This is a genomic window from Hoeflea sp. BAL378 (assembly GCF_000759435.1).
Lineage (GTDB): Bacteria > Pseudomonadota > Alphaproteobacteria > Rhizobiales > Rhizobiaceae > Hoeflea.
Genome location: NZ_JRJG01000100.1, coordinates 1 through 23,283, shown reverse-complemented (window position 1 = coordinate 23,283; position 23,283 = coordinate 1). Strand labels below are relative to the sequence as shown.

Genomic DNA, 23,283 nt, shown 5'->3' with positions numbered 1-23,283 from the left:
TCGCGGGCCGGCCCTCTCCCCATGGGGAGAGGAAGCAATTTCAGCATCTTAGCGTCAGCTAAGTGCTGGAAATTGCAGGTGAGGGGGATGGTATGGCGGCGTAGAGGCCCTCTCACCAATAAAAACGGAGACTTGGCTTTGCCACGCCATTGTATCCTCTCCGAGAAGGGGCGTGGGGAGGTTGACGCGTCCCCTACCCCAAAATCCCCGGCAAATTCAGCCCGTGCTCCCGCGCGCAGTCGAGGGCGATGTCGTAGCCGGCGTCGGCGTGGCGCCAGACGCCCGAGGCCGGATCGTTCCAGAGCACGCGTTCGAGCCGGCGGGCCGCCGCCTCGGTGCCGTCGGCGACGATGACCATGCCGGCGTGCTGGGAGAAGCCCATGCCGACGCCGCCGCCATGGTGGATCGACACCCAGGTGGCGCCCGAGGCGGTGTTGACCAGCGCATTGAGGAGCGGCCAGTCGCTGACGGCGTCGGAGCCGTCCTGCATCGCCTCGGTCTCGCGGTTGGGCGAGGCGACGGAGCCGGAATCGAGGTGGTCGCGGCCGATGACGATCGGCGCCTTGAGTTCGCCCGAGGCCACCATCTCGTTGAAGGCGAGGCCGGCGCGGTGGCGGTCGCCGAGGCCGATCCAGCAGATGCGGGCGGGCAGTCCCTGGAAGGCAATGCGCTCGCGCGCCATGTCGAGCCAGGCGTGCAGATGCGCGTTGTCCGGGAACAGCTCCTTCATCCTGGCGTCGGTCTTGTAGATGTCCTCGGGATCGCCCGACAGCGCCACCCAGCGGAACGGGCCGATGCCGCGGCAGAACAGCGGGCGGATATAGGCGGGCACGAAGCCCGGGAAGGCGAAGGCGTTTTCCAGGCCCTCGTCCTGGGCCACCTGGCGGATGTTGTTGCCGTAGTCGAGCGTCGGCACGCCGGCGTTCCAGAAATCGACCATGGCCGCGACATGGGCCTTCATCGAGGCGCGGGCCGCTTTCTCCACCGCCTTCGGATCGCTCTCCTGCCTGGCGCGCCATTCGGCGACGGTCCAGCCCTGCGGCAGGTAGCCATGCAGCGGGTCGTGCGCGGACGTCTGGTCGGTGACGATGTCGGGGCGCGGGCCGCCCGCCTTCATCCGGGCGGCGAGTTCGACGAAGACATCGGCGGCGTTGCCGAGGAGGCCCACGGACTTGGCCTCCCCCGCTTTGGTCCATTGGTCGATCATGGCGAGCGCCTCGTCCAACGAATGGGCCTTGGCGTCGACATAGCGGGTGCGCAGGCGGAAATCGATGCGGGTCTCGTCGCATTCGACGGCCAGGCAGCAGGCGCCGGCCATGACGGCGGCGAGCGGCTGGGCGCCGCCCATGCCGCCCAGGCCGCCGGTCAGGATCCACTTGCCCTTGAGGTCGCCGCCGTAATGCTGGCGGCCGGCCTCGGCGAAGGTCTCGAACGTGCCCTGGACGATTCCTTGCGTGCCGATATAGATCCAGGAGCCGGCGGTCATCTGGCCGTACATGGCGAGCCCGCGCTTGTCCAATTCGTTGAAATGGTCCCAGTTGGCCCAGTGCGGTACCAGATTGGAATTGGCGATCAGCACCCGCGGCGCGTCCACATGGGTGCGCACCACGGCGACCGGCTTGCCGGACTGGACCACCAGCGTCTCGTCGTCGTTCAGGCTCTTCAAGCTCGCGATGATCTGGTCGAAATCCTTCCAGGTCCGCGCCGCCCGGCCGATGCCGCCATAGACCACCAGCTCGTGCGGGTTCTCGGCCACGTCGGGGTGCAGATTGTTCATCAGCATCCGCATCGGCGCCTCGGTGAGCCAGCTCTTGGCGGTGATCTCGGTGCCGGTCGGCGGATAGACGTCGCGCTGATTGTGTCTCGGATTGGTCATGGCTTGGCTCCCAGGGAAGGTGCGAGATCGGCAAGTGAGGTGAGAATGGTGGTGAGATGGACGCGCAGCCGCTCCGCCTTCTCCGGATCGTAATCGAATGGCAGGCTTTCGGATTTGAGATGGGTGCTCTGCGCCAGCTCCATCTGGATGGCGTGCAGATTGTCCGCCGGCCGGCCATAATGCCTTGTCGTCCAGCCGCCCTTGAAGCGGCCGTTGAGCACGCTGGAGTAGCTTTCCGCGCCGGCGCAGATGCCGGCCACGATCGCCTCGATCACCGGTGCGCAGGTGGCGCCATTGTTGGTGCCGATGTTGAAATCGGGCAATGTGCCCTCGAACAGGAACGGGATTTGCGAGCGGATCGAGTGGCAATCGTAGAGGATCGCCACGCCGTGGATGTCGCGGACGCGCGCGAGCTCCGCTTCGAGCGCCGCGTGATAGGGCGCGTGCCAGGCGAGCCGCCGCGCCTCGATCTCGGCGGCGTCGGGCGCGTCGAGCCAGAGGGGCTCGCCATCGAAATCCGTCATCGGCACCAGGCCGGTGGTGTTCTGGCCGGGATAGAGGCTGGCGCCGGAAGGGTCGCGGTTGGCGTCGATGACATAGCGGTGGAAATTGGCGCGCACCGTGGTGACGCCGTCGATCAACCCATCGTAAAGCCGGTCGATGTGCCAGTCGGTGTCGCCGAGCGTCCGGCCGAGCGGGGTCAGCCGCGCGAGGATGTCATCCGGCACGAAGGTGCCGGTGTGCGGCAGGCCCAGAACCAGCGGCCCGTCGCCGCGCCTGACCTCGACCGGGGTCATGCCGCCTCTCCGGCAATCAGGGTCGCCACATCGCATTCGCCCTGCACCCTGCCCTCGGCCACCAGTGCTGCGGCGCGGGCGATGTCGCCTGCCATGAAGCGGTCGTCGGTGAGCGTGGCGATCTCCGAGCGGATCAGCGCGAGTGCGCCCTGCAGCGCCGGGCTCGTCGTCAGCGGCGCGCGGAATTCGACGCCCTGCGCCGCGCACATGAGTTCGACGCCGATGATGACGTTCAAATTGTCGTTCATGCGCTTGAGCCGCCGCGCGCCGTGGGCGGCCATGGAGACATGGTCTTCCTGATTGGCTGATGTCGGCGTGGAATCGGTCGAGCAGGGATTGGCGAGATGCTTGTTCTCGCTCATCAGCGCTGCCGTGGTGACCTCGGCGATCATCAGGCCAGAATTCAATCCCGGCGCGGGGGTCAGGAACGGCGGCAGGTCGAAGGACAATGTCGGGTCGACCATCAGCGCCACGCGGCGCTGCGAGATGGCGCCGATCTCGGCGATGGCGAGCGCAATCTGGTCGGCGGCAAAGGCCACCGGCTCGGCGTGGAAATTGCCGCCGGAGACGATCTTGCCTTCGGCCACCAGCACCAGCGGATTGTCGGAGACCGCGTTGGCCTCGATCTCCAGCGTCCGGCCGGCGAAGCGCAGGATGTCCAGCGCCGCGCCCGCCACCTGCGGCTGGCAGCGGATGCAATAGGGATCCTGCACGCGGGTGTCGCCCTCGCGGTGGCTTTCGCGGATCTCGGAGCCCGCCATTACCGCGCGCATGGCGCGGGCAATGTCGATCTGGCCGCGATGGCCGCGGAATTCATGGATGCCCGCTTCGAGCGGCGCGGTCGAGCCCATGATCGCGTCGGTCGACAGGCACGAGGAGACGACGCTGGCCTCGAGATTGCGGATCGCCGAGAAATAGCCGGTGAGCGCGCAGGCGGTGGAAAACTGCGTTCCATTGATCAGGCCCAGTCCTTCCTTCGGCGCGAGCACGGCCGGTTCGACGCCGGCGCGCTCGAGCGCCTGCATCGCCGGCATGCGCTCGCCGTCGAGCATGGCCTCGCCCTCGCCGATCATGGCGGCGGCCATGTGGGCGAGCGGCGCGAGATCGCCGGAGGCTCCGACCGAGCCCTGGCTCGGGATCACCGGGGTGACGCCCTTGGCCAGCATTGCCTCGATCACCGAGAGCGTCTTCCAGGTGATGCCCGAGGCGCCGCGGCCAGCGGACAAGAGCTTGAGCGCCATCATCAACCGGGTCGTGGCGACATCGAGCGGCTCGCCGACGCCGCAGCAATGGGACAGGATCAGGTTGCGTTGCAGTTGCGCGGTGTCGCCGGGCTTGATGCGCACGCTCGCGAGCTTGCCGAAGCCGGTGTTGACACCGTAGACCGCGGCGTCGCCGGCGGCAGCCTGGCGCACCAGCTCGGCGGCGGCCTCGATGCCGGGCAGCGCGCTGTCATCGAGCCGGACGGCGATGCCGCTGCGCCAGATCTGTTCGAGGTCGCCGAGCGTGGCCCGGCCGGGAAACAGTGTGAGCGTCACAGCTCGCCTCCAAAAATGCGCCGCGAGAGCGGGTTGAAACCAATGCGATAGGCGAGTTCCGCCGGGTGCTCGATGTCCCAGATGGCGAGGTCGGCGCGCAGGCCCGGTGCGATCCGTCCCGCGTCGGCGACGCCGAGCGCCCGGGCGGCGTGCCTTGTGACGCCCGCCAGCGCCTCCTCCGGCGTCATGCGGAACAGGGTGCAGGCCATGTTCATGGCGAGCAACAATGAGGCCATCGGCGAGGAACCGGGATTGCAGTCGGTGGCGACCGCCATCGGCACGCCATGGGTGCGGAAGGCCGCAATCGGCGGCGCCACGGTCTCGAGCAGCGTGTAGAAGGCGCCGGGCAGGATCACCGCGACGGAGCCGGACGCCGCCATGGCTTTGGCGTCCTCGTCGGTGGCGTATTCCAGATGATCCGCCGACCGCGCGCAATAGGAAGCCGCCAGCCGGGCGCCGCCGAGATTGGAAAGCTGTTCGGCATGGAGCTTGATGCCGAGGCCCAGCGCCTTGGCGCGGTCGAAGACGCGGGCGATCTGGTCGGGCGAAAAGGCGATGCCCTCGCAGAAGCCGTCGACCGCATCGATCAAGCCTTCGGCATGGGCGGCGTCGAGGCCGGGGATGACGACCTCGTCGATATAGGCGTCGGCGCGGTCCCTGTATTCGGGCGGGACGGCGTGGGCGGCGAGATAGGTGAGCGAGACCCGCACCGGCCGTTGCTGGGCGACGGCCCTGGCGACGCGCAGCATCTTGAGCTCGGTGCCGATGTCGAGGCCGTAGCCGGACTTGATCTCGATCGCGGCCACGCCCTCGGCGATCATGGCGTCGACGCGGGTGAGCGCGCCTGCGAGCAGGTCGGCCTCGGAGGCGGCGCGGGTGGCTGCCACCGTCGAGACGATGCCGCCGCCGGCGCGGGCCACTTCCTCATAGGACGCGCCCTCGAGCCGCATCTCGAATTCCCGCGCCCGGTTGCCGCCATGGACGATGTGGGTGTGGCAGTCGATCAACGCCGGCGTGACCACGCGGCCTTCGAGATCGAAGGTCTCCTGGTCGCGAAACGCGGATGGCAGCGCGTCGGCCGGGCCCACCCAGGCGATGAGGCCCGCCTCGAGCGCAACGGCACCCTTCTCGATGAGCCCGTAGGCGGGGGCGCCTTCCATCGTCGCGAGGGTTGCGTTGGTCAGAAGCATCATTCATCCTTGTTATGTCGGTGTAAATGGATTATAAGTATATACATATTAACCTGTCAAGGGGCGCGACGGCATGACGATCCTATGGGCCGAAAAGGCATTGCTTGAGGATGGCTGGGCCGAGAATGTGCGAATCGGCATCGCCGGCGACGGCCGCATCGCCTCGGTGGAACCCGGCCAGCCGGCGGAAGGCGTGCGCACCGGCATCCTGCTGCCCTCCCCGGTCAATTGCCACTCCCACGCCTTCCAGCGCGCCATGGCGGGCCTCACCGAGCGCCGCGGGCCGGACGCCTCGGACTCGTTCTGGACCTGGCGGCAGTTGATGTTCCGCTTTCTCGACAGGCTGACGCCCGACCATGTCGAGGCGATCGCCGGTTTCGTGCAGATGGAAATGCTGGAGGCGGGCTACTCCACCAATGTCGAGTTCCATTACCTGCATCACCGGCCGGGCGGCGCGCCCTACGACGACATCGCCGAAATGGCCGAGCGGATCGCCGCGGCAAGCGTGAAGAGCGGGATAGGCCTCACGCTGCTGCCGGTGCACTACCAGTATGGCGGCTGCGACCGGCGACCGCTCGGACCGGGGCAGATCCGCTTCGGCAACACGTTCGACGATTACGCGCGGCTGCATGAGCGATCGGCAGCGATCGTCGCCCGGCTTTCGCCCGATTGCGCCATCGGCGTGGCGCCGCACAGCCTGCGCGCGGTGGCGCCCGAGGACCTGCCGCATCACGCGCGGCTCGCCGGCGACACGCCGCTGCACATGCACCTGGCCGAACAGATCGCCGAGGTCGAGGAGGTACTCGCCCATCACGGCAGGCGCCCGGTCGAATGGGTTCTCGACAATCTGGAGCTCAATGACCGGCGCTGCTTCATCCATTGCACGCAGATGCTGCCGCACGAGACCGAAGGCCTGGCGCGCTCCGGTGCGGTGGCGGGGCTCTGCCCGATCACCGAATCGAGCCTCGGAGACGGCATCTTCGACGGGGTCCGCTGGCTCAAGAATGGCGGCGCCATCGCGGTGGGATCGGATTCCAACATCCGCATCTCGCTCACCGAGGAACTCAGGACGCTCGACCATTCGCAGCGCCTACGCGACCATTCCCGCGCAGCCCTCGCCACCCCGGAGAAATCCACCGGGCGGCGGCTGTTCGACGCGGTCACGGCGGGCGGCGCGAGCGTTGCCGGCCGCGACACCGGTGCGATTGCTGTGGGCAAACTCGCCGACCTGATGGCGCTCGACGCGCAATCGGTGGATCTTGCCGGACGTTCGGGCGACACTCTCATCGATTGCCTGGTGTTTGCGGGCGACGACCGGATGATCAGCGATGTCTGGTCGGCTGGCCGGCACATGGTGACCTCCGGCCGGCACGTCAAGCGGGAGGCCATTGTCTCGGCCTATGCGAAGGCTATGCGGGAGCTTGGAGAAGCCATTTGAGCGGCGGGGAATTCAACAGTTGGCAGTCGGTCCAGGCGGAGGTTCTGCGCCGGATCAATGCCCGCGAATGGAAGCCGGGGGAATTCATCCCCAACGAGGCGGAGCTGGCGATCGAATTCAACTGCGCCCGGGCCACCGTCAACCGGGCGCTCAGGGCGCTGGCCGACACCGGATTGATCGACCGCCGCCGCAAGGCGGGAACGAGGGTGGCGCTGCATCCGGTGCGCAAGGCGACGCTCGCCATTCCCGTCATCCGCTCGGAGATCGAGGGCAAGGGCCAGAGTTACCGCCACAGCGTGCTGGTGGAGGAACGGGTGGCGCCGCCCCCGGACGTCAGGGCGCGCATGCGGACCGGACCGGGCGACAGGCTTGTGCACCTGGTCACGCTGCATCTGGCCGACGGCAAGCCCTATGTGTTCGGCGACCGCTGGATCAACCCCAAGGCGGTGCCCGCCATCGAGACCGCGGACCTCAAGGCCCAGAGCGCCAATGAATGGCTGGTGGCGAACGTGCCGTTCGAGGGCGGCGACTTCTCGTTTTCGGCGATGACGGCGGGCAAGCGCGAGGCCGAGATCCTCGCCTGCAAGGAAGGTGAAGGCCTGTTCGTGATCGACCGCAGCACCTGGAACCAGGACCAGGTCATCACCTCGGTGCGGCTCACCTTCGCGCCGGGCTACCGGATGCACACCGAAATCTGACCGGCGGCAGATCCGCCGCTACCTGCCCTTCCAGACCGGATCGCGCTTCTCGGCGAAGGCCTTGAAGCCCTCGAGATTGTCCTCCGAACCATAGAGCGTGTCGACCGTCCGCAACTGGCGCTTCGTGACCTTGTTCATCGTGTCCTGGAATTTCTCGCCCTCGGCCTCGCGCACCACTTCCTTGATGGCGGCGAAGACCAGCGGCGGGCCGGAGGCGAGCAGCCGCGCCATGTCCCAGGCCTTGTCCATCAGTTCGTCCGCCTTGTGGATGTGGTTGACGAAGCCCCAGCGGTGCGCCTCCTCGGCGTCGAGCCAGCGGCCGGTGAACAGCATCTCCATGGCGATGTGATAGGGAATGCGCTTGGGCAGCTTGATCGAGGCGGCGTCGGCCACCGTGCCGGAGCGGATCTCGGGCAGCGCGAATGTCGCGTGGCTCGCCGCCAGGATGATGTCGCAGGACAGCGCGATCTCGAGCCCGCCGCCGCAGCAGATGCCGTTCACCGCGCAGATCACCGGCTTGTTCAAATGCGGAAGCTCCTGCAGGCCGCCGAAGCCGCCGACGCCGTAGTCGCCATCGACCGCGTCGCCATCGGCGGCGGCCTTCAGGTCCCAGCCGGGGCAGAAGAACTTTTCGCCCGCCGCAGTCAGGATCGCCACCCGGAGAAGCGGATTGTCGCGGAAATCGCGGAACACCTCGCCCAGGATGCGGCTGGTGGCAAGATCGACCGCATTGGCCTTGGGCCGGTCGAGCGTGACTTCGAGCACGTGTCCGTCGATGCGGGTTCTGACAGGTCCGGTCATGGGTGGTGTCCTCTTCTCATTCAGCGTCGGTGAGGCGGATCAGCGCGTCGACGGCAACGGCGTCGCCGGCGCGCGCGATCAGCGGATTGACTTCCAGCTCGACAAGCCGGTCGGCATGGGCGGCGGCATAGAGGCAGATCGACAGCACCGCATCGCACAGCGCCTCCCTGTCGGCGGCGGGCTTGCCGCGATAGCCGGCAAACAGCGGCGCGATCCTCAGGCTCTTGAGCGCCAGCATGATCTCGGAGCGGCCGGCCGGCAACAGCAGGCTTGCGGTGTCGCCGAGGATTTCGGTGAGAACGCCGCCGGCGCCGAGGGTGAGCATGAAGGCGCCGGTCGGATCCCGCGTCACGCCGACGAGGACTTCGGCGAGCGCGCCCACGATCATCTCCTCGGCGAGGAATCCTGCGGCCGCGCCCTGCATCCCCAGCGCCGCGGCTTCGAGCCCGGCCTTGTCGGCAATGTTGAGCGCCACCAGGCCGGCCTCGCTCTTGTGCGCCACGCCGGTGCCCTTGAGCGCCAGGGGGAACGTCAATCCGGAAGTCTGGTCCATCAGGTCGGCGACCGAACGCGCCGCGACCGACCGGGGAACGCCGAGACCGAAGGCCGCCAGCGCCTGCTTGGACGCGGCTTCGCTCAGCATCGATGACGGGCCCGCCGCTTCGGTCGCCAGCACGAGCGGTTGCGGGACCTCCCGGTCAAGACTCCCGGCGGCGATGGCGGCGCTGATTGCGGCGATGCCCTCGCTCATGCCGTGCAGCACGGCGACGCCGCCCTCCATGAAGGCGCGGGTGAAATGGTCCGACATGTTTTCGGGCAGGCTCGCCAGCACCGCCACGCGCGCGCTGGTGGCGGCCTTGGCTGCCAGGATCGCGTCGACGGCGCACTGGTAGCCGGAAGGGTCGCAGCGGTCGGCGCGCGGCATGTCGAGGACGAAGACCGAGAGATCGAAGCTGCCTTGCATCACGGTCGAGAACACCCGGGTCATGCGCGGCGTGTCGCCCCAGATGAAGGTGTGGTAGTCGAGCGGATTGGCGATGGTGACGATCGGCCCGAGCTCGGCCTTCAGCGCCGTGCGCTGGCCGGGCTCGAACTCGGCGAAGTCGATCAGCGTGCCGCCGCTCAGATCCGCCATCAGGCTCGCCTCCCCGCCCGAGCAGCTCACCGAGCAGACCGAGGCGCCGGGAAGCGGGCCGATCATGTGCAGGAGCTTGAGGGTTTCGAGAAACACGGCGATGGTCTCGACCTCGATGATGCCGAGACGCCGGAGCAGCGCCGAGCCCGCGGCAGCACTTCCCGCGAGCGATGCGGTGTGGGTCATGGTCGCCGCGCGCGCCTTGTCGGAGCGGCCGATCTTGATGGCGACCACGGGCTTGCGCTTGATCCGCGCCTTTGCGGCGAAGGCCTCGAGCGCGCGCAGATCGCCGAATCCTTCGAGATAGAGGCCGATGGCCGTGACGCGGTCATCCTCCAGAAGCGCCTCGGCGATGGCGCTGGCCCCGGTCTGGGCCTGGTTGCCGGCGGCCACCACATAGGCGATCGGCAGGCCGCGGGCCTGCATGGTCATGTTGATGGCGATGTTGGAGGACTGGGCGACGATCGCCACGCCGCTGTCGACCGGAACGCCGCCATGCTGATCGGGCCAGAGGGTGACATTGTCGAGATAATTCAGAAGCCCGTAGCAGTTGGGCCCGAGGATCGGCATGTCCCCCGCGGCCGCGATCAGGCGGGCCTGCAGTTCGGCGCCGCCCGCGGTTTCGGCTTCGCTTTCGAGAAAGCCCGAGGCGAAGCAGGTGGCGCCGCCCGCGCCCATGGCGCTGAGCTTTTCCACCACCTCGATGGTGGCGTCGCGGTTGACGCCGATGAAGCTGGCGTCGGGCGCCGACGGCAGATCCTCGATCGAGGCCAGGCAGGGCACGCCGAGAATATCGGCGCGCTTGGGGTTGACCGGCCAGATCTCGCCGTCAAAGCCGGATTTCTTCAGCTGTGCGACGACATTGACCGCCCATCCGCCGCCGAACAGGGCGATGGAGCGGGGCCTCAGGAGGCGGGAGAGATCGCGGGTCATTCGTCAGCCTTCGCGCGCTCAAGATGGCCGAGATGGCGGTCCGGATCGACGCGGTCGCGCACCCTGCCCTTGAGCGCCTTGACGTCCGGGAAGCCGCCGTCGCGGGTGCGGTCCCAGATCAGCTCGCCATCGACTTCGATGGTGAAGATGCCGCCCGTGCCGGGCACCAGCGTGACCGAACCCAGTTCCTCCGAGAAGGTCGAAAGCAGTTCCTGCGCCATCCAGCCGGCGCGCAGCATCCAGTTGCACTGGCGACAATAGGTGATGGTGACAGCGGGTTTCATGCGTGAGACTTCCTGTTGCGGTGGTCGATCAGGCGCCGAACGGCCTGAGCAGCGCGCGCGAAATGATGTGGCGCTGGATCTCCGAGGTGCCTTCCCAGATGCGTTCGATGCGGGCGTCGCGCCAGATGCGTTCGAGCGGCAGCTCGTCCATCAGGCCCATGCCGCCATGGATCTGGATCGCCTCGTCGGCGACCATGGCGAGCATTTCGGTGGCCTTGAGCTTGGCCATCGCCATGTCGGCGTCGGTGGCCTCGCCGCGATCGAATTTCCAGCCGGCCTCGAGGATCATCAGTTCCGCCGCCTTCATCTCCATCGCCATGTCGGCGAGCTTGAACGACACGCCCTGGAACTTGCCGATCGGCTGGCCGAACTGTTCGCGCGTTGCCGCCCATTCGACGGAATGGCGGAAGGCGCGGTCGGCGCGGCCGAGGCAGGTGGCGCCCACCTGCAGGCGCGTGGCGCCGAGCCAGGTGTTGGCGACCTCGAAGCCCTTGTGGACCTCGCCCAGCACATTCTCGGCCGGGATCCGGCAATTGTCGAATTCGAGGATGGCGTTGGTGTAGCCGCGGTGGGAGACGTTGCGGTAGCCGTCGCGGACGGCATAGCCGGGCGTGCCCTTGTCGACGAAGAAGGCGGTGATCAGCTTCTTCCTGCCCCGCGGCGTGTCTTCCTCCCCGGTGGCCATGAAGGCGATGGTGAAGTCTGCGATGTCGGCGTGGGAGATGAAATGCTTGGTGCCGTTGAGGACCCAGTCGGATCCGTCCTGCCGGGCGCTCGCCTTCATGCCGCGCAGGTCGGAGCCGGCGCCGGGCTCGGTCATGGCCAGGCAGTCCCATTTCTCGCCGGCCACGCACGGGTCGAGATAGCGCGCTCGCTGCTCGGGCGTGCCGGCACAGAGGATGTTGGAGGGACGGGCCACGCAGGTCCAGTGCAGCGCGTAATTGGCGCGGCCGAGTTCCTTCTCGTAAAGCAGCCAGGTCGGCGTATCGAGGCCGGCGCCGCCGAATTCCTCGGGGATATTGGCGGCGTAGAGACCGGCGGCGATGGCCTTCTGCTGGATCTCTCGGACGAGATCCATGTCGAGATGGCCGGTTCGTTCGACCTCAGCCTCGTGCGGGTAGAGCTCGTTCTCGACGAAGGCCCGCGTGGTCTCGACGATCATCTCCTGTTCCTGGGTCAGTCCGAAATCCATAGTCTCACACCTTCGGGTCTGGGTTTTCAGTATGGCCGTCGACGGCGATCACCTGGCCCGACACCAGCCTTGCGCCGTCGGAGGCGAGGAACACCGCCATGCTGGCGACGTCCCGGGCGGTGACGAAGGAGCGCATCGACACGCCCGCCTGGTACCCGGCGCGGATGATCTCGGGCGTTGTGCCCTTGGCCTTGGCCTCGCGCTCGATGACGCCATCGATGCGCGGTCCCTCGACGCAGCCGGGTGCGATGGCGTTGGCGCGGATGCCGTAAGGCCCGAGCTCCATGGCGAGCGTTTTCATCAGCCCGAGCACCGCCCATTTCGCTGACGCATAGGGCGCGCGGTTGGGGAAGCCGTAGAGGCCGGCATTGGACGAGGTGATGACGATCACCCCGGATTTCTGCGCCTTCATCATCGGCGCGGCGTATTTCGCCGCCAGGAACGCGCCCTCGAGATTGACCGCGACGCAGCGGCGGAAATCTTCGGGCTCGACATCCTCGATGAGCGCCGTGGGGCCGGCAATGCCGGCATTGGCGCAGACGACGTCGATGCCGCCCCATTGGCTTTCGATCAGGGCGAAGACCTCGCGCATGTGGACTGGATCGCTGGCGTCGCCTGCCGCTTTCAGCCACGTATCGGGGCACGATCCCAGCGCGCGCTCGTTCATGTCGGTGACGAGCACGCGGGCGCCTTCGGCGGCGAAGCTCTCCGCCATGGCCTTGCCGATGCCCGATCCGCCGCCGGTGATGAGGACGCGCTTGCCCATGCCTAGTCCCGCATGCTCGCGGGCTTGGGCAGTTTCGCCTGGGCCTCGCCGAGCGCCGTGATCTTCGCCAGCACCTCGCCTTCCGGCTCGCAGGACTTGCGGGTCTTGAGCGAGACATGGACGAGGAGCTGGTTGCAGGTGGCGAGCAGCTCATCGTCCGCGGTGCGGATCATCTCGTGATAGAGCCTCAGCTTCTTGCCGCGGGCTTCGAGCACCTGGGTACGGACATGGATGACGTCGCCGAGATGGGTCTCGTTGAGATACCCGATCTCGTTGGCGACGGTGAAGTAGGACAGGCCGCCGTCGATATAGGCCTGGTCGGCGCCGACCATGCCCATCACCACATCGCCGGCGTCGGAAAACACCTGGCCGTAGCGGCTCTCGTTCATGTGGCCGTTATAGTCCATCCAGTCGACCGGGATGACGCGCTTAAGCGTGGTGAGCGGGGCGGAAATGTCGGTCGGCAGCGGCGGCCTGTTGCGCGCGTCGTGGAGATTGAGCAGTTCGCCGGCGCCGTAGTTGCGCGGCTTCAGCGCCCGCATGATCGACACCAGATTGTCGTCGCGGATGCGCTCAAGCTCGCGGATCGAATACTTGCCCGATTGCGCGTCCGACTGGTCGGCGATCATGTCGGTGAGTTCGTCGGTCAGTTCCGGCACGTCCATCAGCTTGGTCCAGGGCCAGCTAAGGCAGGGGCCGAACTGGGCGATGAAATGGCGCATGCCGGCCTCGCCGCCGGCGATACGGTAGGTCTCGAACAGGCCCATCTGCGCCCAGCGCATGCCGAAGCCGTAACGGATGACGTCATCGATCTCCTGGGTGGTGGCGATGCCGTCCTTGACCAGCCACAGCGCCTCGCGCCAGACGGCCTCAAGGAACCGGTCGGCGATATGGGCGTCGATTTCCTTGCGCACGATCAGCGGCTTCATGCCGATGGCTTCGAGCACCTCTGCGGCCCGCGTGAGCGTCGCGGCGACGCCGACGAGCTCGATCACCGGCAGCAGGTAGACCGGGTTGAACGGGTGGGCGACGAAAATCTGCTCGGGGCGCGCGGCGTTCTGCTGCAACTCGGACGGCTTGAAGCCCGAGGTCGACGAGCCGATCAGCGCGTCATGGCGGCAGTGCTTCCGAATCTCGGCCAGGATGACATGCTTGATGTCGAGCCGCTCGGGTGCGCTTTCCTGGATCCAGTCGGCGCCGGCGACCGCCTCGGCGATGGACGCGGCGTAACTCAACCGGCCTTCCTTCGGCACGGCGACATCGGACAGCGCGGGGAGCGAGCGCCGGGCGTTGGCGAGCACTTCGCCGACCTTGCGCTGCACTTCCGGATCGGGATCGGAGACGACCACGTCCCAGCCGTTCAGCAGGAACCGGGCGGCCCAGCCGCCGCCGATGACACCGCCGCCGATGATGGCGGCTTTCATAGTCTTGCTCATGCGTTTCGCTCTCTGGCAATGGTGGGATCGGTCAGCGCAACCCGCTCGCCGGACCGGATGACGGCGGGATCGTAGGCCTTGCGGGCAAAGACCTGCTCGACCATGGGACGGAAGAAGTCGATGCCCTCGTGCGGATAGTCCGGATCGAAGCTCACCTGGTCCCAGCGCTCGCAGAAACTGGCGCAGTCGTCGAAACAGGGATGATCGCGGTAGGCGTCGCGGGCATGCGGATTGCCGCCGACATGATGGGCGTAATAGAGCTTCTGGAAGTCGCCATGCTTTTCCACCACCCAGGCGCATTGCTCGCGCACGAAGGGTCTCAGGATGGCGGCGGCATATTCGTCGTGATTGTAAGGCGCGTAGATGTCGCCGATGTCGTGCAGCAGCGCCGAGACCACCCAGTCGACATCGGCGCCGTCGCGCCAGGCACGGGTGGCCGACTGCAGCGAATGGCCGAGCCGGGTGACCTGATAGCCCGAGAGGCTTTCATCGAGTTCCACCAGCGCTCCGAGCAACCGCTCCGCAGTCTTTGCGGCATAGTCGATCTCGTGGCGGGTAAGGAATTCGTAGTCCTCCCGGTCGCCATCCTTCATCGCGGTGAACTTGACTGTCTCCATCGCACCCTCCTCCGGTGATGACATGAAACCCGAGGTCAGGCCGCCTTCGGCGCGCGCTTGGTGAGGTTCAGCCGGGCGCGGACCTCGTCCGGGCCGATCACGCGCGCGCCCATGGTCTCGACGATGGTGACGGCGCGCTCGACGAGCTGGGCGTTGGTGGCGAGCTGGCCCTTGCCGAGCCAGAGATTGTCCTCGAGGCCGACGCGGACATTGCCGCCGGCCAGCACGGCGGCCGCGACATAGGCCATCTGATTGCGGCCCAATGAGAACGCCGACCAGTTCCAGTCGGCCGGCACATTGTTGACCATGGCCATGAAGGTGTTGAGATCGTCGGGCGCGCCCCAGGGCACGCCCATGCAGAGCTGCACCAGCGCGTCGGGCTTCAACACGCCTTCCTTGACCAGTTCCTTGGCGAACCAGAGATGGCCGGTGTCGAAGGCCTCGATCTCGGGCTTGACGCCGAGCTCGGTCATCATGCCGCCCATGGCGCGCAGCATGCCGGGCGTGTTGGTCATCACGTAATCGGCTTCGGCGAAATTCATGGTTCCGCAATCGAGCGTGCAGATTTCCGGCAGGCATTCGAGCACATGCTTCATGCGTTCGGAGGCGCCGGCCATGTCGGTGCCGACCGGATTGAGCGGCAGCGGCTTTTCGGTCGGGCCGAACACCATGTCGCCGCCCATGCCGGCGGTCAGGTTCAGCACCACGTCGACATTGGCCTCGCGGATGCGCTCGGTGACCTCGCGGTAGAGCGCGACGTCGCGGCGCGGCTTGCCGGTCTCGGGATCGCGCACGTGGCAGTGGACGATCGCCGCACCCGCCTTGGCCGCGTCGATGGCGGAATTGGCGATCTGCTCGGGCGACCGCGGCACATGCGGGCTGCGGTCCTGGGTGGCGCCGGAGCCGGTGACGGCGCAGGTGATGAAGACCTCGCGGTTCATGGTCAGGGGCATGGGGCAATTCCTCCTTTTATGCGCGGGCCAATGATGACGGCCTTGCAGACCGATGCGATGCGATTTACGAAGAAATCATGACACAAAACAAAGCGCTTTCGGCAATCGCCGGGCTCAGGCGGCCGATCACGGTGGATGTCCTTATCGTGCCGGGCTGCTCGCTGCTGACCGCGGCGAGCTCGGTCGAGCCGCTCAGGGCGGCCAACCGGCAGGCGGGCAGGATGGTGTTCGACTGGCGCTTCGTCTCGATCGACGGGGATGCGCCGCTCACTTCCTCCGGCATCGCCTGGCCGGTCTCGGGCAGGCATGATGCGTCGGCGCCGCGCGACATTCTCGCGGTCGTCGCGGGCTTCGGCGCGGCTGAGATGACCGACCGCAAACTCACCGCGCATCTCTACCGGGCGGCGCGCACCGCCACCATCGTCATCGGCATCGAATCGGGCGCCTGGCTGCTGGCGCGCACCGGGCTTCTCGACGACCACCGGGCCGCGACGCACTGGGAGGATTTCGAGGAATTCGCCACCGCCTTCCCGCATGTCGATCTGAGGCCCGACCGCTACGTCATCGACGGCCGCTTCATCACCACCTCGGGCGCGTCGCCGACGCTCGACATGATGGTGGACCTGGTCCGGCGGGTGCTGGGGCATCCGACCGCGCTCGACGTGGCGAGCAGCTTCGTCCATGACGATCTGCGCGCGGCGGGCGACGCGCAGGTCAATGTCACGCTCGGCGACGCCAGCCACGACCCGCGGCTGGTGCGCGCGATCCGGATCATGGAGACCCATATCGATGCCCCGGTCAGCATCGCGGCCATCGCCAAAAGGGTGTCGATGTCGGCGCGCGGGCTGGAGCAGCTTTTCACCCGGCAGCTAGGGGAAACGCCGGGCGCCTATTTCCTGTCGCTGAGGCTGGCGGCGGCGCGGCGGCTGGTCAACGACACGCGGCTCACCATGACCGACATCGCGTCCAGAACCGGGTTCTCCTCGCAATCGGCGCTGTCGCGCGCCTTCAGCCGGCAGTTCGGGATCTCGCCGACATCAAGCCGCAAGGGCCGCGCAAGCGTCGCCTGACGGCTCAGCTCTTGACCGGGACCTTGGCTTCGAGCCAGCGGAAGGCGAGCACGAGCACGCCGGTCAGCATCATGTAGATCAGCGCCAGCAAGAGCAGCGGCTCGTAAGTGAGATAGGTGTCCTGGCGGACGCGCGAGATGATGGCGTAGACGTCGACCACGGTGATGGTCGCCACCAGCGGCGTGGCCTTGAGCTGCAGCACGGTTTCGCCCGCGAGCGTCGGCAGGGCGCGGTGAATGGCGCGCGGCAGCCAGATGCGGCGGAACGAGGTCAAAGGCGACATGCCATAGGCGCGGGCGGCTTCGAGCTCGCCCTTGGGCACGCCGGCGAAGGCGCCGCGCATCACCTCGCCCTCGTATCCGGCGAAGGACATGGTCAGCGCCAGCACACCGTAGGGCCAGGCCTGGCGGAGATAGGGCCAGGCCCAGGACTCGCGGATCTCGGGATACTGGGCGAACAGCGAGCCGAGCCCGTAATAGAGCAGCCAAAGCTGCAGCAGCAGCGGCGTGCCGCGGATCACCGTGCAGAAGGCGCGCGCCGGGGCCGCCAGCAGCCAGGGCCCCGCGGCCTGGGCGAGGCCCAGCGGCACCGCCAGCAGGAAGCCCAGCACGCTGGTCAGGACCAGCAGCCACAGCGTGGTGCCGACGCCCTCCACCAGCCGCCACGAATAGCGCGGCAGCCAGTCCCAGCGCATGTTGACCGCGGCAAACACGATGATGCCGATGCCGATGGCGATCAGCACCAGCCGGTGCGGCTCCTTCCAGCTTCTGAGCTCCGGTCCCATCAGCGCACCGCCGGCATGCCGCGGCGGGCATGGCGCTCGATCCGGCGGATGGCGACATTGGAAATGAGCGTGACCATCAGATAGAGCAGCCCCGCGGCGCAGAAGAACAGGAAATAGGATTTGGTGGTGCCGCCGGCCTGCCGCGTCACCAGCGTCAGTTCGGCGACGCCGACGACGGCGAGCAGCGCCGTGTCCTTGGTGGCGATCAGCCAGAGATTGGCGAGGCCGGGGACCGCATGCGGCAGCATGCCCGGCAGCGTGATGCGGCGGAGCACCTGCAGCGACGTCATGCCATAGGCGCGCGCGGCCTCGATCTGGCCATGCGGCACCGCCTTGAAGGCGCCGCGCAGGACTTCGGTCTGGTAGGCCCCCTGCACCACGCCGATGACGAAGATGCCGGCGGCGAGCCCGCTGATATCCATGGGTCCGGCGCCGATGAGCACCATGAGCTGGTTGAGCGCGTCGGTGCCGGCGTAATAGAGAAGCAGGATCAGCACCAGCTCCGGCACGGCGCGGACGAGCGTGGTGTAGACGTCGAGAATGTCGCGCAGGATCGGCCCGCCATAGAGCTTGCCGGTGGCGCCGCCGACGCCGATCAGGAAGCCGAGAATATAGCCGCCGACGGCGACCTGAAGCGAGACGGCGAGGCCCTTGAGTAGCACGCCGCCCCAGCCCGGCGGGTCGAGCGCCAGGAGTTCCCAGGAGGCAAGTCCCGCGATCCAGTCAAGCATGCGCGGCCCTCACACCGGACCGGCGGGACAGGCCCGCCGGTCCGGCTGACGCCGATGCGCCGGGAAAGCGCATGTTACTTGCCGTAGATGTCGAAGTCGAAATACTTCTTCGAGAACTCGTCGTAGGCGCCGTTTTCACGGATGGCGGCGATGGCGGTGTTGAACTTTTCGCGCAACGCATCGTCGCCCTTGCGCAGGCCGATGCCGACGCCGGCGCCCAGGATTGCCGGGTCGTCCTCGACGGCGCCGACGATCTCGCAGCAGGCGTCGGCCTTGACGAAGGCGTCGAGCGCCAGCGAATCCGCCATGATGGCGTCGACGCGGCCGGCGGCCAGATCCTGGTTGGCTTCGTCCTGGGTCTGGTATTCCTTGATCTCGGCGGCGACGTCGCCGAAATGCGTGGTCACGTAATCCTGGTGGATGGTGGAGACCTGCACGCCGATGATCTTGCCCTTGAGGCCGGCGTCGTCGGGGGTGATGCCGGAGCCCTTGGCGGTGGCGATCACCGAGGGGGTGTTGTAGTACTTGTCGGAGAAGTCGATGGTCTTCAGCCGCTCTTCGGTGATCGACATCGAGCCCACGATGGCGTCGATCTTGTTCGACGTCAGCGCCGGAATGATGCCGTCCCAGGCGACCGGGGTGACCACGCAGTCGAGCTTGGCTTCAGCGCAGACGGCGTTCATGAAATCGATTTCCCAGCCGGTCCAGTTGCCGGCGGCATCCGGCTCCGTGAAGGGCGGATAGGGCTCGGCGGCAACGCCGACGCGCACGGTCTCGGCCGATGCGGCATTGGCCGCAAGCGTCAGGCCGAAAGCGGCGATGGTTGTGATGAGTGTCTTGTTCATGGAGTTTCCCCTGTTGGAATTTCGGGCTTTGCCCATTGAGCCTTGGACTATTGAACCGTCGCAAGGAATTTCTGCAGGCGCTCCGACTTGGGAGCGGAGTAAACGACATCCGGCGGGCCCTGTTCCTCGATGACGCCGTCGGCCAGGAAGACAACATGGTTGGCGACCTCGCGGGCGAACTTCATCTCGTGGGTGACGAGCAGCATGGTGCGGCCCTCGCGGGCGAGATCGGCGATGACGGCCAGCACTTCGCCCACCAGTTCGGGGTCGAGCGCCGAGGTCGGCTCGTCGAACAGCATGACTTCCGGCTCGACCGCCAGCGCCCGGGCAATCGCCGCGCGCTGCTGCTGGCCGCCGGAGAGGAACGCCGGGTAGACGTCGCGCTTGTCGGAGAGGCCGACGCGGTCGAGCAGTTTTTCGGCGCGCGCGATCGCCTCGTCGCGCGGCACGCCCATGACATGGACCGGCGCCTCGATGATGTTGCCGAGCACGGTCATGTGCTGCCAGAGGTTGAAGCTCTGGAACACCATGGCGAGCCGGGTGCGGATGCGCCGGAGCTGCTTGGCGTTGGCGGGCTGCAGGCCGTGGCGCCCGTCAGGCTTCATCTCGATGGTTTCGCCCTTGATGCTGATGGCGCCGCGGGTCGGCATTTCGAGCATGTTGATGCAGCGGAGCATGGTGGATTTGCCCGATCCCGAGCCGCCGATGATGGCCACCACGTCGCCTGTGTTGGCGCTTAGCGAGATTCCCTTGAGGACTTCAAGATCGCCAAACGCCTTGTGCAGGTCGGCGACCTGAACGGCGGGCGGAGACTGCAGTGCGCCGGTTTCAGCGCCGGTGTGTGGACTGCTCATACGTTCCCTTTGCTGCCTCGTCTGTCGCGAAGTTGGCCAATCGTGACCCTTGCGCGGTAATTAATCAAGTGTATAATTTGAGAAAATGCAAACCGCCCGAACGGACCCATCATGACATTTGGATGCCAATCAATGACCGCGCCCCTCAAGCGGGTCGCCATGCGCATGCCCGGCGAAAGCCTTCTTTCCGCCAGGGCCGAGGACTGGCACTACGGGCCCGGCTTCGACGGCGCGCGGGCGATCGAGCAGTTCCGCGCCTTCGCCGAACTGGTGTCCTCCTGCGGCACCGAGGTGCTGTGGATCGAGGATTCGGGAGACGGACTCGCCGACGCGATGTTCACCCACGACCCATCGCTGATGAGCGACCATGGCGCCATCATCCTGCGCATGGGCAAGCCCGGCCGCATGGCGGAGCCGGCGCTGCACAAGGCCGCCTATTCCGCGGCCGGCATTCCGATCCTGGGCGAGATCGTCGCTCCGGGATCCGTCGAGGGGGGAGACTGCGTCTGGGTGGACACCAAAACGCTGGCCGTCGGCCGCGGCGTGCGCACCAACCAGGCCGGCATCGAGCAGCTTGCCGCGATGCTCGCCCCGCACGGGGTCACCGTGCTCGGCTACGACCTGCCGCTCGGCAACGGCGCCGACGCCTGCCTGCACCTGATGTCGGTGATCTCGCCGCTCGACGAGAAGCTGGCGCTGGTCTACGCGCCGATGCTTCCCGTCGCCTTCTGGCAATTGCTCAAGGACCGCGGCTACAGGCTGCTTGAGGCCCCGGCGGACGAATTCGCCGCCTCCAACGGCCTCAATCTCAACGTGCTGCCGCTCACGCCCGGCGACGTGCTGATGGTGGACGGCTTTCCCAAGACCCGCGCCTTGATGGAAGAGGCCGGGTGCCGCGTCCGCGTTTTTGCCGCCGATGCGCTGTGCATTCCGTGCGAAGGCGGGCCGACCTGCCTCACCCGGCCGGTATGGCGGGAATGACGCGGCGGGCGTTTCACCATGAACCCGAGGCGGTGCGGCAGAACGACCTGATCTCCGCCACGCTCGACAGCATCGGCGAACTGGGCCTGGCCGGCGCCACCGTGCGCGAGGTCGCCTATCGCGCCGGCGTCACGCCCGGGCTGATCCGGCGCTATTTCGACAACAAGGAACGGCTGGTGGCCGCCGCCTACCGGACCTTCATTTCGGGCCTGATCGCCACCGCCGAAGCCGGCTGCGGCGACGGCCCGGCGCTGACCCGGCTCGCTGGCCTGATCCGCGCCTCGGTGACCGCGCCGGTGGCCGACGGGCGGACGCTGTCAATCTGGGCCGCCTTCATCGGCGCGGTGCATTCGGATCCGGTGATGGCGGAGGCGCACCGCGAGGGCTACCAGGCCTTTCGCGACCTGATCGAGCGGCTGGTCGGCGAGGTCCGGGCCGAGCGCGGCGCTCCCGCCTCGCCCGCGGAGAATCGCCGCATGGCGATCGTGCTCAATGCGCTGCTCGACGGGCTGTGGATCGAGATATCGATGGGCGGCGACGATTTTTCCGAGCTCGACGTGGTCAGCATCGCGCTCGAGTCGGTGGCCACATTGCTGGGGATCGACCCGGCGGAATTCAGGGAATGACCAAGATGCATTACGCGGCAATCACCGAGCGCCTGGCCCATACCGGCGGCGCCAAATGGGCCATTCATCAGCGCTGCCGGGCGATGAAGGCCAAGGGCGCCGACATCATCGAACTGACCATCGGCGAGCCGGACCAGCCGCCGGACCCGCGCCTGTTCGAGGTCTGCCACGCCTCGATGCTCGCCGGCCGCACCGGCTATTCCAGCGGCCGCGGCGAGCCGGATCTGCTCGACGCCATCGCCGCGCGCTACGGCCGGCGGCGCGCCGGCGTCGACGCCGCGAACGTGCTGTGTTTCCCCGGCACCCAGACCGCGCTGTTCGTCACCATGATGGGGCTGACCGGGCCGGGCGACGGCGTGCTGGTGGGCGATCCGTTCTACGCAACCTATGAAGGCGTCATCGCCGCCAGCGGCGCGCACCGGGAATCGGTGCGGCTGCGTCCGGAATCCGGGTTCCGTATGACGGCGGAAGACCTGGAAGCCGCGATCACGCCCGACTCGCGGGTGCTGCTGCTCAATTCGCCGCACAATCCCACGGGCGCGGTGCTCGACGCGGCGGAACTCGCGCACATCGGCGCGGTGTGCCAGAAGCACGATCTCTGGATCGTCGCCGACGAGGTCTATGAAGAGCTGGTGTTCGACGGCGATTTCGCCTCGCCCTTCGACATCCCCGCGCTCGCCGACCGGGTGATCGTGGTGTCGTCGATTTCCAAGTCGCATGCGGCGCCCGGGTTTCGCAGCGGATGGGCGGTGGGGCCGCATGAATTCTGCGAGAGGCTGCTGCCCCTGTCGGAGACCATGCTGTTCGGCAACCAGCCCTTCATCGCCGACATGACGGCCTTTGCGCTGTCCACCGATCTGCCGACGGCGGCGCGGATGCGCGCCTCCTACAGGCGCCGCGCGGCGCTGTTCGCCGATACGCTCGAACGCGTGGAGGGCCTCTCGCCGTTCCGCCCGCAGGCCGGCATGTTCATCGTGCTGGATGTATCGGGCACGGGCCTGGGCGGCGAGGAATTCGCCTGGCGTCTGCTCGACGCCGGCGTGGCGGTGATGCCGGGATCCTCGTTCGGGGCCAATGCGGGTGCGCTGGTGCGCTTGAGCCTCACGGTGCCCGATGAATCGGTGATCGAGGCCTGCGCGCGCATCGCCAAGTTTGTGGAGGGGCTTTGATGTCGGAACAGGCGGTCACGGTTGGCGAAGCGCTCGTCACACTCCTGGAACAGGCCGGCGTCGACACGGTGTTCGGCATTCCAGGGGTTCACACCATCGAGCTCTATCGCGGACTGGCGGCGAGCTCCATCCGCCATGTCACGCCGCGCCACGAACAGGGCGCGGGCTTCATGGCCGACGGCTACGCCCGCGTCACCGGGCGACCCGGCGTGTGCTTCGTCATCACCGGGCCGGGGCTCACCAACACGCTGACCGCCATGGCCCAGGCCCGCGCCGACAGCATTCCGATGCTGGTGATTTCCGGCGTCAACGCCACCGCGACGCTGGGGAAAGGCCTCGGCCACCTGCACGAACTGCCCGACCAGGCGGGGCTCGCGGCCACCGTGGCGCTGTGGTCGCACACTTTGACCGACCCGGCGCAACTGAGCGCGGTGCTGGAACAGGCCTTCCGGGTGATGACCGGCGGCCGCCCCGGGCCGGTGCATATCGAGATCCCGACCAATGTGATGAAACTGCCCGCGGGCGACCAGAGCTTCACCATGCCTGCGGCGCCGCGGCCGCGCCCCTCC

At 67.4% G+C, this 23,283-nt stretch carries 23 protein-coding genes; 7 read left to right on the top strand and 16 right to left on the bottom strand.

Features of this window, described 5'->3' with window-relative positions; translation table 11 throughout:
- Nucleotides 1-193 precede the first annotated feature (193 nt).
- The 4 genes from hutU to hutI are packed head-to-tail and all read right to left on the bottom strand — an operon-like array spanning nucleotide 194 to nucleotide 5,401.
- Nucleotides 194-1,876 carry a urocanate hydratase gene (hutU, locus tag LL06_RS19160; RefSeq protein ID WP_035530529.1) on the bottom strand — a complete coding sequence of 561 codons (1,683 nt, stop codon included), beginning with the start codon at nucleotides 1,874-1,876 and terminating at the stop codon, nucleotides 194-196.
- Nucleotides 1,873-2,673: an N-formylglutamate deformylase gene (gene hutG, locus LL06_RS19155; protein WP_035530527.1), complete on the bottom strand. Its 801-nt coding sequence runs from the start codon at nucleotides 2,671-2,673 to the stop codon at nucleotides 1,873-1,875. The genes hutU and hutG overlap by 4 nt, the downstream gene beginning before the upstream one ends.
- A complete protein-coding gene (hutH, locus tag LL06_RS19150) occupies nucleotides 2,670-4,211 on the bottom strand; it encodes a histidine ammonia-lyase (RefSeq protein WP_035530524.1) in 1,542 nt (513 codons plus the stop codon). The genes hutG and hutH overlap by 4 nt, the downstream gene beginning before the upstream one ends.
- Complete coding sequence (hutI, locus tag LL06_RS19145; RefSeq protein ID WP_035530558.1) at nucleotides 4,208-5,401, bottom strand: imidazolonepropionase; 1,194 nt, start codon at nucleotides 5,399-5,401, stop codon at nucleotides 4,208-4,210. Before hutI ends, hutH begins: the two co-directional genes overlap by 4 nt.
- A 73-nt stretch (nucleotides 5,402-5,474) precedes the next feature.
- On the opposite strand from hutI, the gene LL06_RS19140 reads away from it, so the two are divergent.
- A complete protein-coding gene (locus tag LL06_RS19140; protein WP_035530522.1) occupies nucleotides 5,475-6,839 on the top strand; it encodes a formimidoylglutamate deiminase in 1,365 nt (454 codons plus the stop codon).
- Nucleotides 6,836-7,537, top strand: coding sequence for a GntR family transcriptional regulator (locus tag LL06_RS19135; protein WP_035530520.1), 702 nt, complete (start codon nucleotides 6,836-6,838; stop codon nucleotides 7,535-7,537). The genes LL06_RS19140 and LL06_RS19135 overlap by 4 nt, the downstream gene beginning before the upstream one ends.
- 18 nt (nucleotides 7,538-7,555) lie before the next feature.
- Here LL06_RS19135 and LL06_RS19130 read toward each other — a convergent pair whose 3' ends face one another.
- The 8 genes from LL06_RS19130 to LL06_RS19095 are packed head-to-tail and all read right to left on the bottom strand — an operon-like array spanning nucleotide 7,556 to nucleotide 15,654.
- Nucleotides 7,556-8,338 carry a carnitinyl-CoA dehydratase gene (locus tag LL06_RS19130; RefSeq protein WP_035530519.1) on the bottom strand — a complete coding sequence of 261 codons (783 nt, stop codon included), beginning with the start codon at nucleotides 8,336-8,338 and terminating at the stop codon, nucleotides 7,556-7,558.
- Nucleotides 8,339-8,354: 16 nt separating this feature from the next.
- Nucleotides 8,355-10,406, bottom strand: coding sequence for an acetate--CoA ligase family protein (locus tag LL06_RS19125; protein WP_035530517.1), 2,052 nt, complete (start codon nucleotides 10,404-10,406; stop codon nucleotides 8,355-8,357).
- The gene (locus tag LL06_RS19120; RefSeq protein ID WP_035530515.1) at nucleotides 10,403-10,690 is read right to left on the bottom strand and encodes a SelT/SelW/SelH family protein; all 288 of its coding nucleotides are present in this window, start codon (nucleotides 10,688-10,690) and stop codon (nucleotides 10,403-10,405) included. Before LL06_RS19120 ends, LL06_RS19125 begins: the two co-directional genes overlap by 4 nt.
- A gap of 28 nt (nucleotides 10,691-10,718) precedes the next feature.
- The gene (locus LL06_RS19115; RefSeq protein WP_035530512.1) at nucleotides 10,719-11,882 is read right to left on the bottom strand and encodes an acyl-CoA dehydrogenase family protein; all 1,164 of its coding nucleotides are present in this window, start codon (nucleotides 11,880-11,882) and stop codon (nucleotides 10,719-10,721) included.
- Nucleotides 11,883-11,886: 4 nt separating this feature from the next.
- A complete protein-coding gene (locus LL06_RS19110; protein ID WP_035530510.1) occupies nucleotides 11,887-12,648 on the bottom strand; it encodes an SDR family oxidoreductase in 762 nt (253 codons plus the stop codon).
- Between the two features lie 2 nt (nucleotides 12,649-12,650).
- Nucleotides 12,651-14,084, bottom strand: a complete 1,434-nt coding sequence (locus LL06_RS19105) for a carnitine 3-dehydrogenase (RefSeq protein WP_035530506.1) — start codon at nucleotides 14,082-14,084, stop codon at nucleotides 12,651-12,653.
- Nucleotides 14,081-14,701, bottom strand: a complete 621-nt coding sequence (locus LL06_RS19100) for an HD domain-containing protein (RefSeq protein WP_035530504.1) — start codon at nucleotides 14,699-14,701, stop codon at nucleotides 14,081-14,083. The genes LL06_RS19105 and LL06_RS19100 overlap by 4 nt, the downstream gene beginning before the upstream one ends.
- 35 nt (nucleotides 14,702-14,736) lie before the next feature.
- Nucleotides 14,737-15,654 carry a 3-keto-5-aminohexanoate cleavage protein gene (locus tag LL06_RS19095; RefSeq protein WP_035530502.1) on the bottom strand — a complete coding sequence of 306 codons (918 nt, stop codon included), beginning with the start codon at nucleotides 15,652-15,654 and terminating at the stop codon, nucleotides 14,737-14,739.
- Between the two features lie 77 nt (nucleotides 15,655-15,731).
- On the opposite strand from LL06_RS19095, the gene LL06_RS19090 reads away from it, so the two are divergent.
- The gene (locus LL06_RS19090) at nucleotides 15,732-16,724 is read left to right on the top strand and encodes a GlxA family transcriptional regulator (RefSeq protein ID WP_035530500.1); all 993 of its coding nucleotides are present in this window, start codon (nucleotides 15,732-15,734) and stop codon (nucleotides 16,722-16,724) included.
- 4 nt (nucleotides 16,725-16,728) lie between these two features.
- On the opposite strand, the gene LL06_RS19085 is transcribed toward LL06_RS19090, so the two are convergent.
- The 4 genes from LL06_RS19085 to LL06_RS19070 form a co-directional block, all read right to left on the bottom strand.
- Nucleotides 16,729-17,508 carry an ABC transporter permease gene (locus tag LL06_RS19085; RefSeq protein ID WP_035530498.1) on the bottom strand — a complete coding sequence of 260 codons (780 nt, stop codon included), beginning with the start codon at nucleotides 17,506-17,508 and terminating at the stop codon, nucleotides 16,729-16,731.
- Nucleotides 17,508-18,239, bottom strand: coding sequence for an ABC transporter permease (locus LL06_RS19080; RefSeq protein WP_035530496.1), 732 nt, complete (start codon nucleotides 18,237-18,239; stop codon nucleotides 17,508-17,510). Before LL06_RS19080 ends, LL06_RS19085 begins: the two co-directional genes overlap by 1 nt.
- 74 nt (nucleotides 18,240-18,313) lie before the next feature.
- Complete coding sequence (locus LL06_RS19075; protein ID WP_035530494.1) at nucleotides 18,314-19,084, bottom strand: transporter substrate-binding domain-containing protein; 771 nt, start codon at nucleotides 19,082-19,084, stop codon at nucleotides 18,314-18,316.
- Between the two features lie 47 nt (nucleotides 19,085-19,131).
- Complete coding sequence (locus tag LL06_RS19070) at nucleotides 19,132-19,938, bottom strand: ATP-binding cassette domain-containing protein (RefSeq protein ID WP_052161730.1); 807 nt, start codon at nucleotides 19,936-19,938, stop codon at nucleotides 19,132-19,134.
- 132 nt (nucleotides 19,939-20,070) lie between these two features.
- On the opposite strand from LL06_RS19070, the gene LL06_RS19065 reads away from it, so the two are divergent.
- The 4 genes from LL06_RS19065 to LL06_RS19050 all read left to right on the top strand — a co-directional run.
- A complete protein-coding gene (locus tag LL06_RS19065) occupies nucleotides 20,071-20,919 on the top strand; it encodes an arginine deiminase family protein (protein WP_035530492.1) in 849 nt (282 codons plus the stop codon).
- Complete coding sequence (locus LL06_RS19060; protein ID WP_035530487.1) at nucleotides 20,916-21,545, top strand: TetR family transcriptional regulator C-terminal domain-containing protein; 630 nt, start codon at nucleotides 20,916-20,918, stop codon at nucleotides 21,543-21,545. The genes LL06_RS19065 and LL06_RS19060 overlap by 4 nt, the downstream gene beginning before the upstream one ends.
- A 5-nt stretch (nucleotides 21,546-21,550) precedes the next feature.
- A complete protein-coding gene (locus tag LL06_RS19055) occupies nucleotides 21,551-22,714 on the top strand; it encodes a pyridoxal phosphate-dependent aminotransferase (protein ID WP_035530553.1) in 1,164 nt (387 codons plus the stop codon).
- The coding region (locus tag LL06_RS19050; RefSeq protein ID WP_244447184.1) for a thiamine pyrophosphate-binding protein at nucleotides 22,714-23,283 on the top strand (570 nt) is incomplete at its 3' end. The genes LL06_RS19055 and LL06_RS19050, both read left to right, overlap by 1 nt.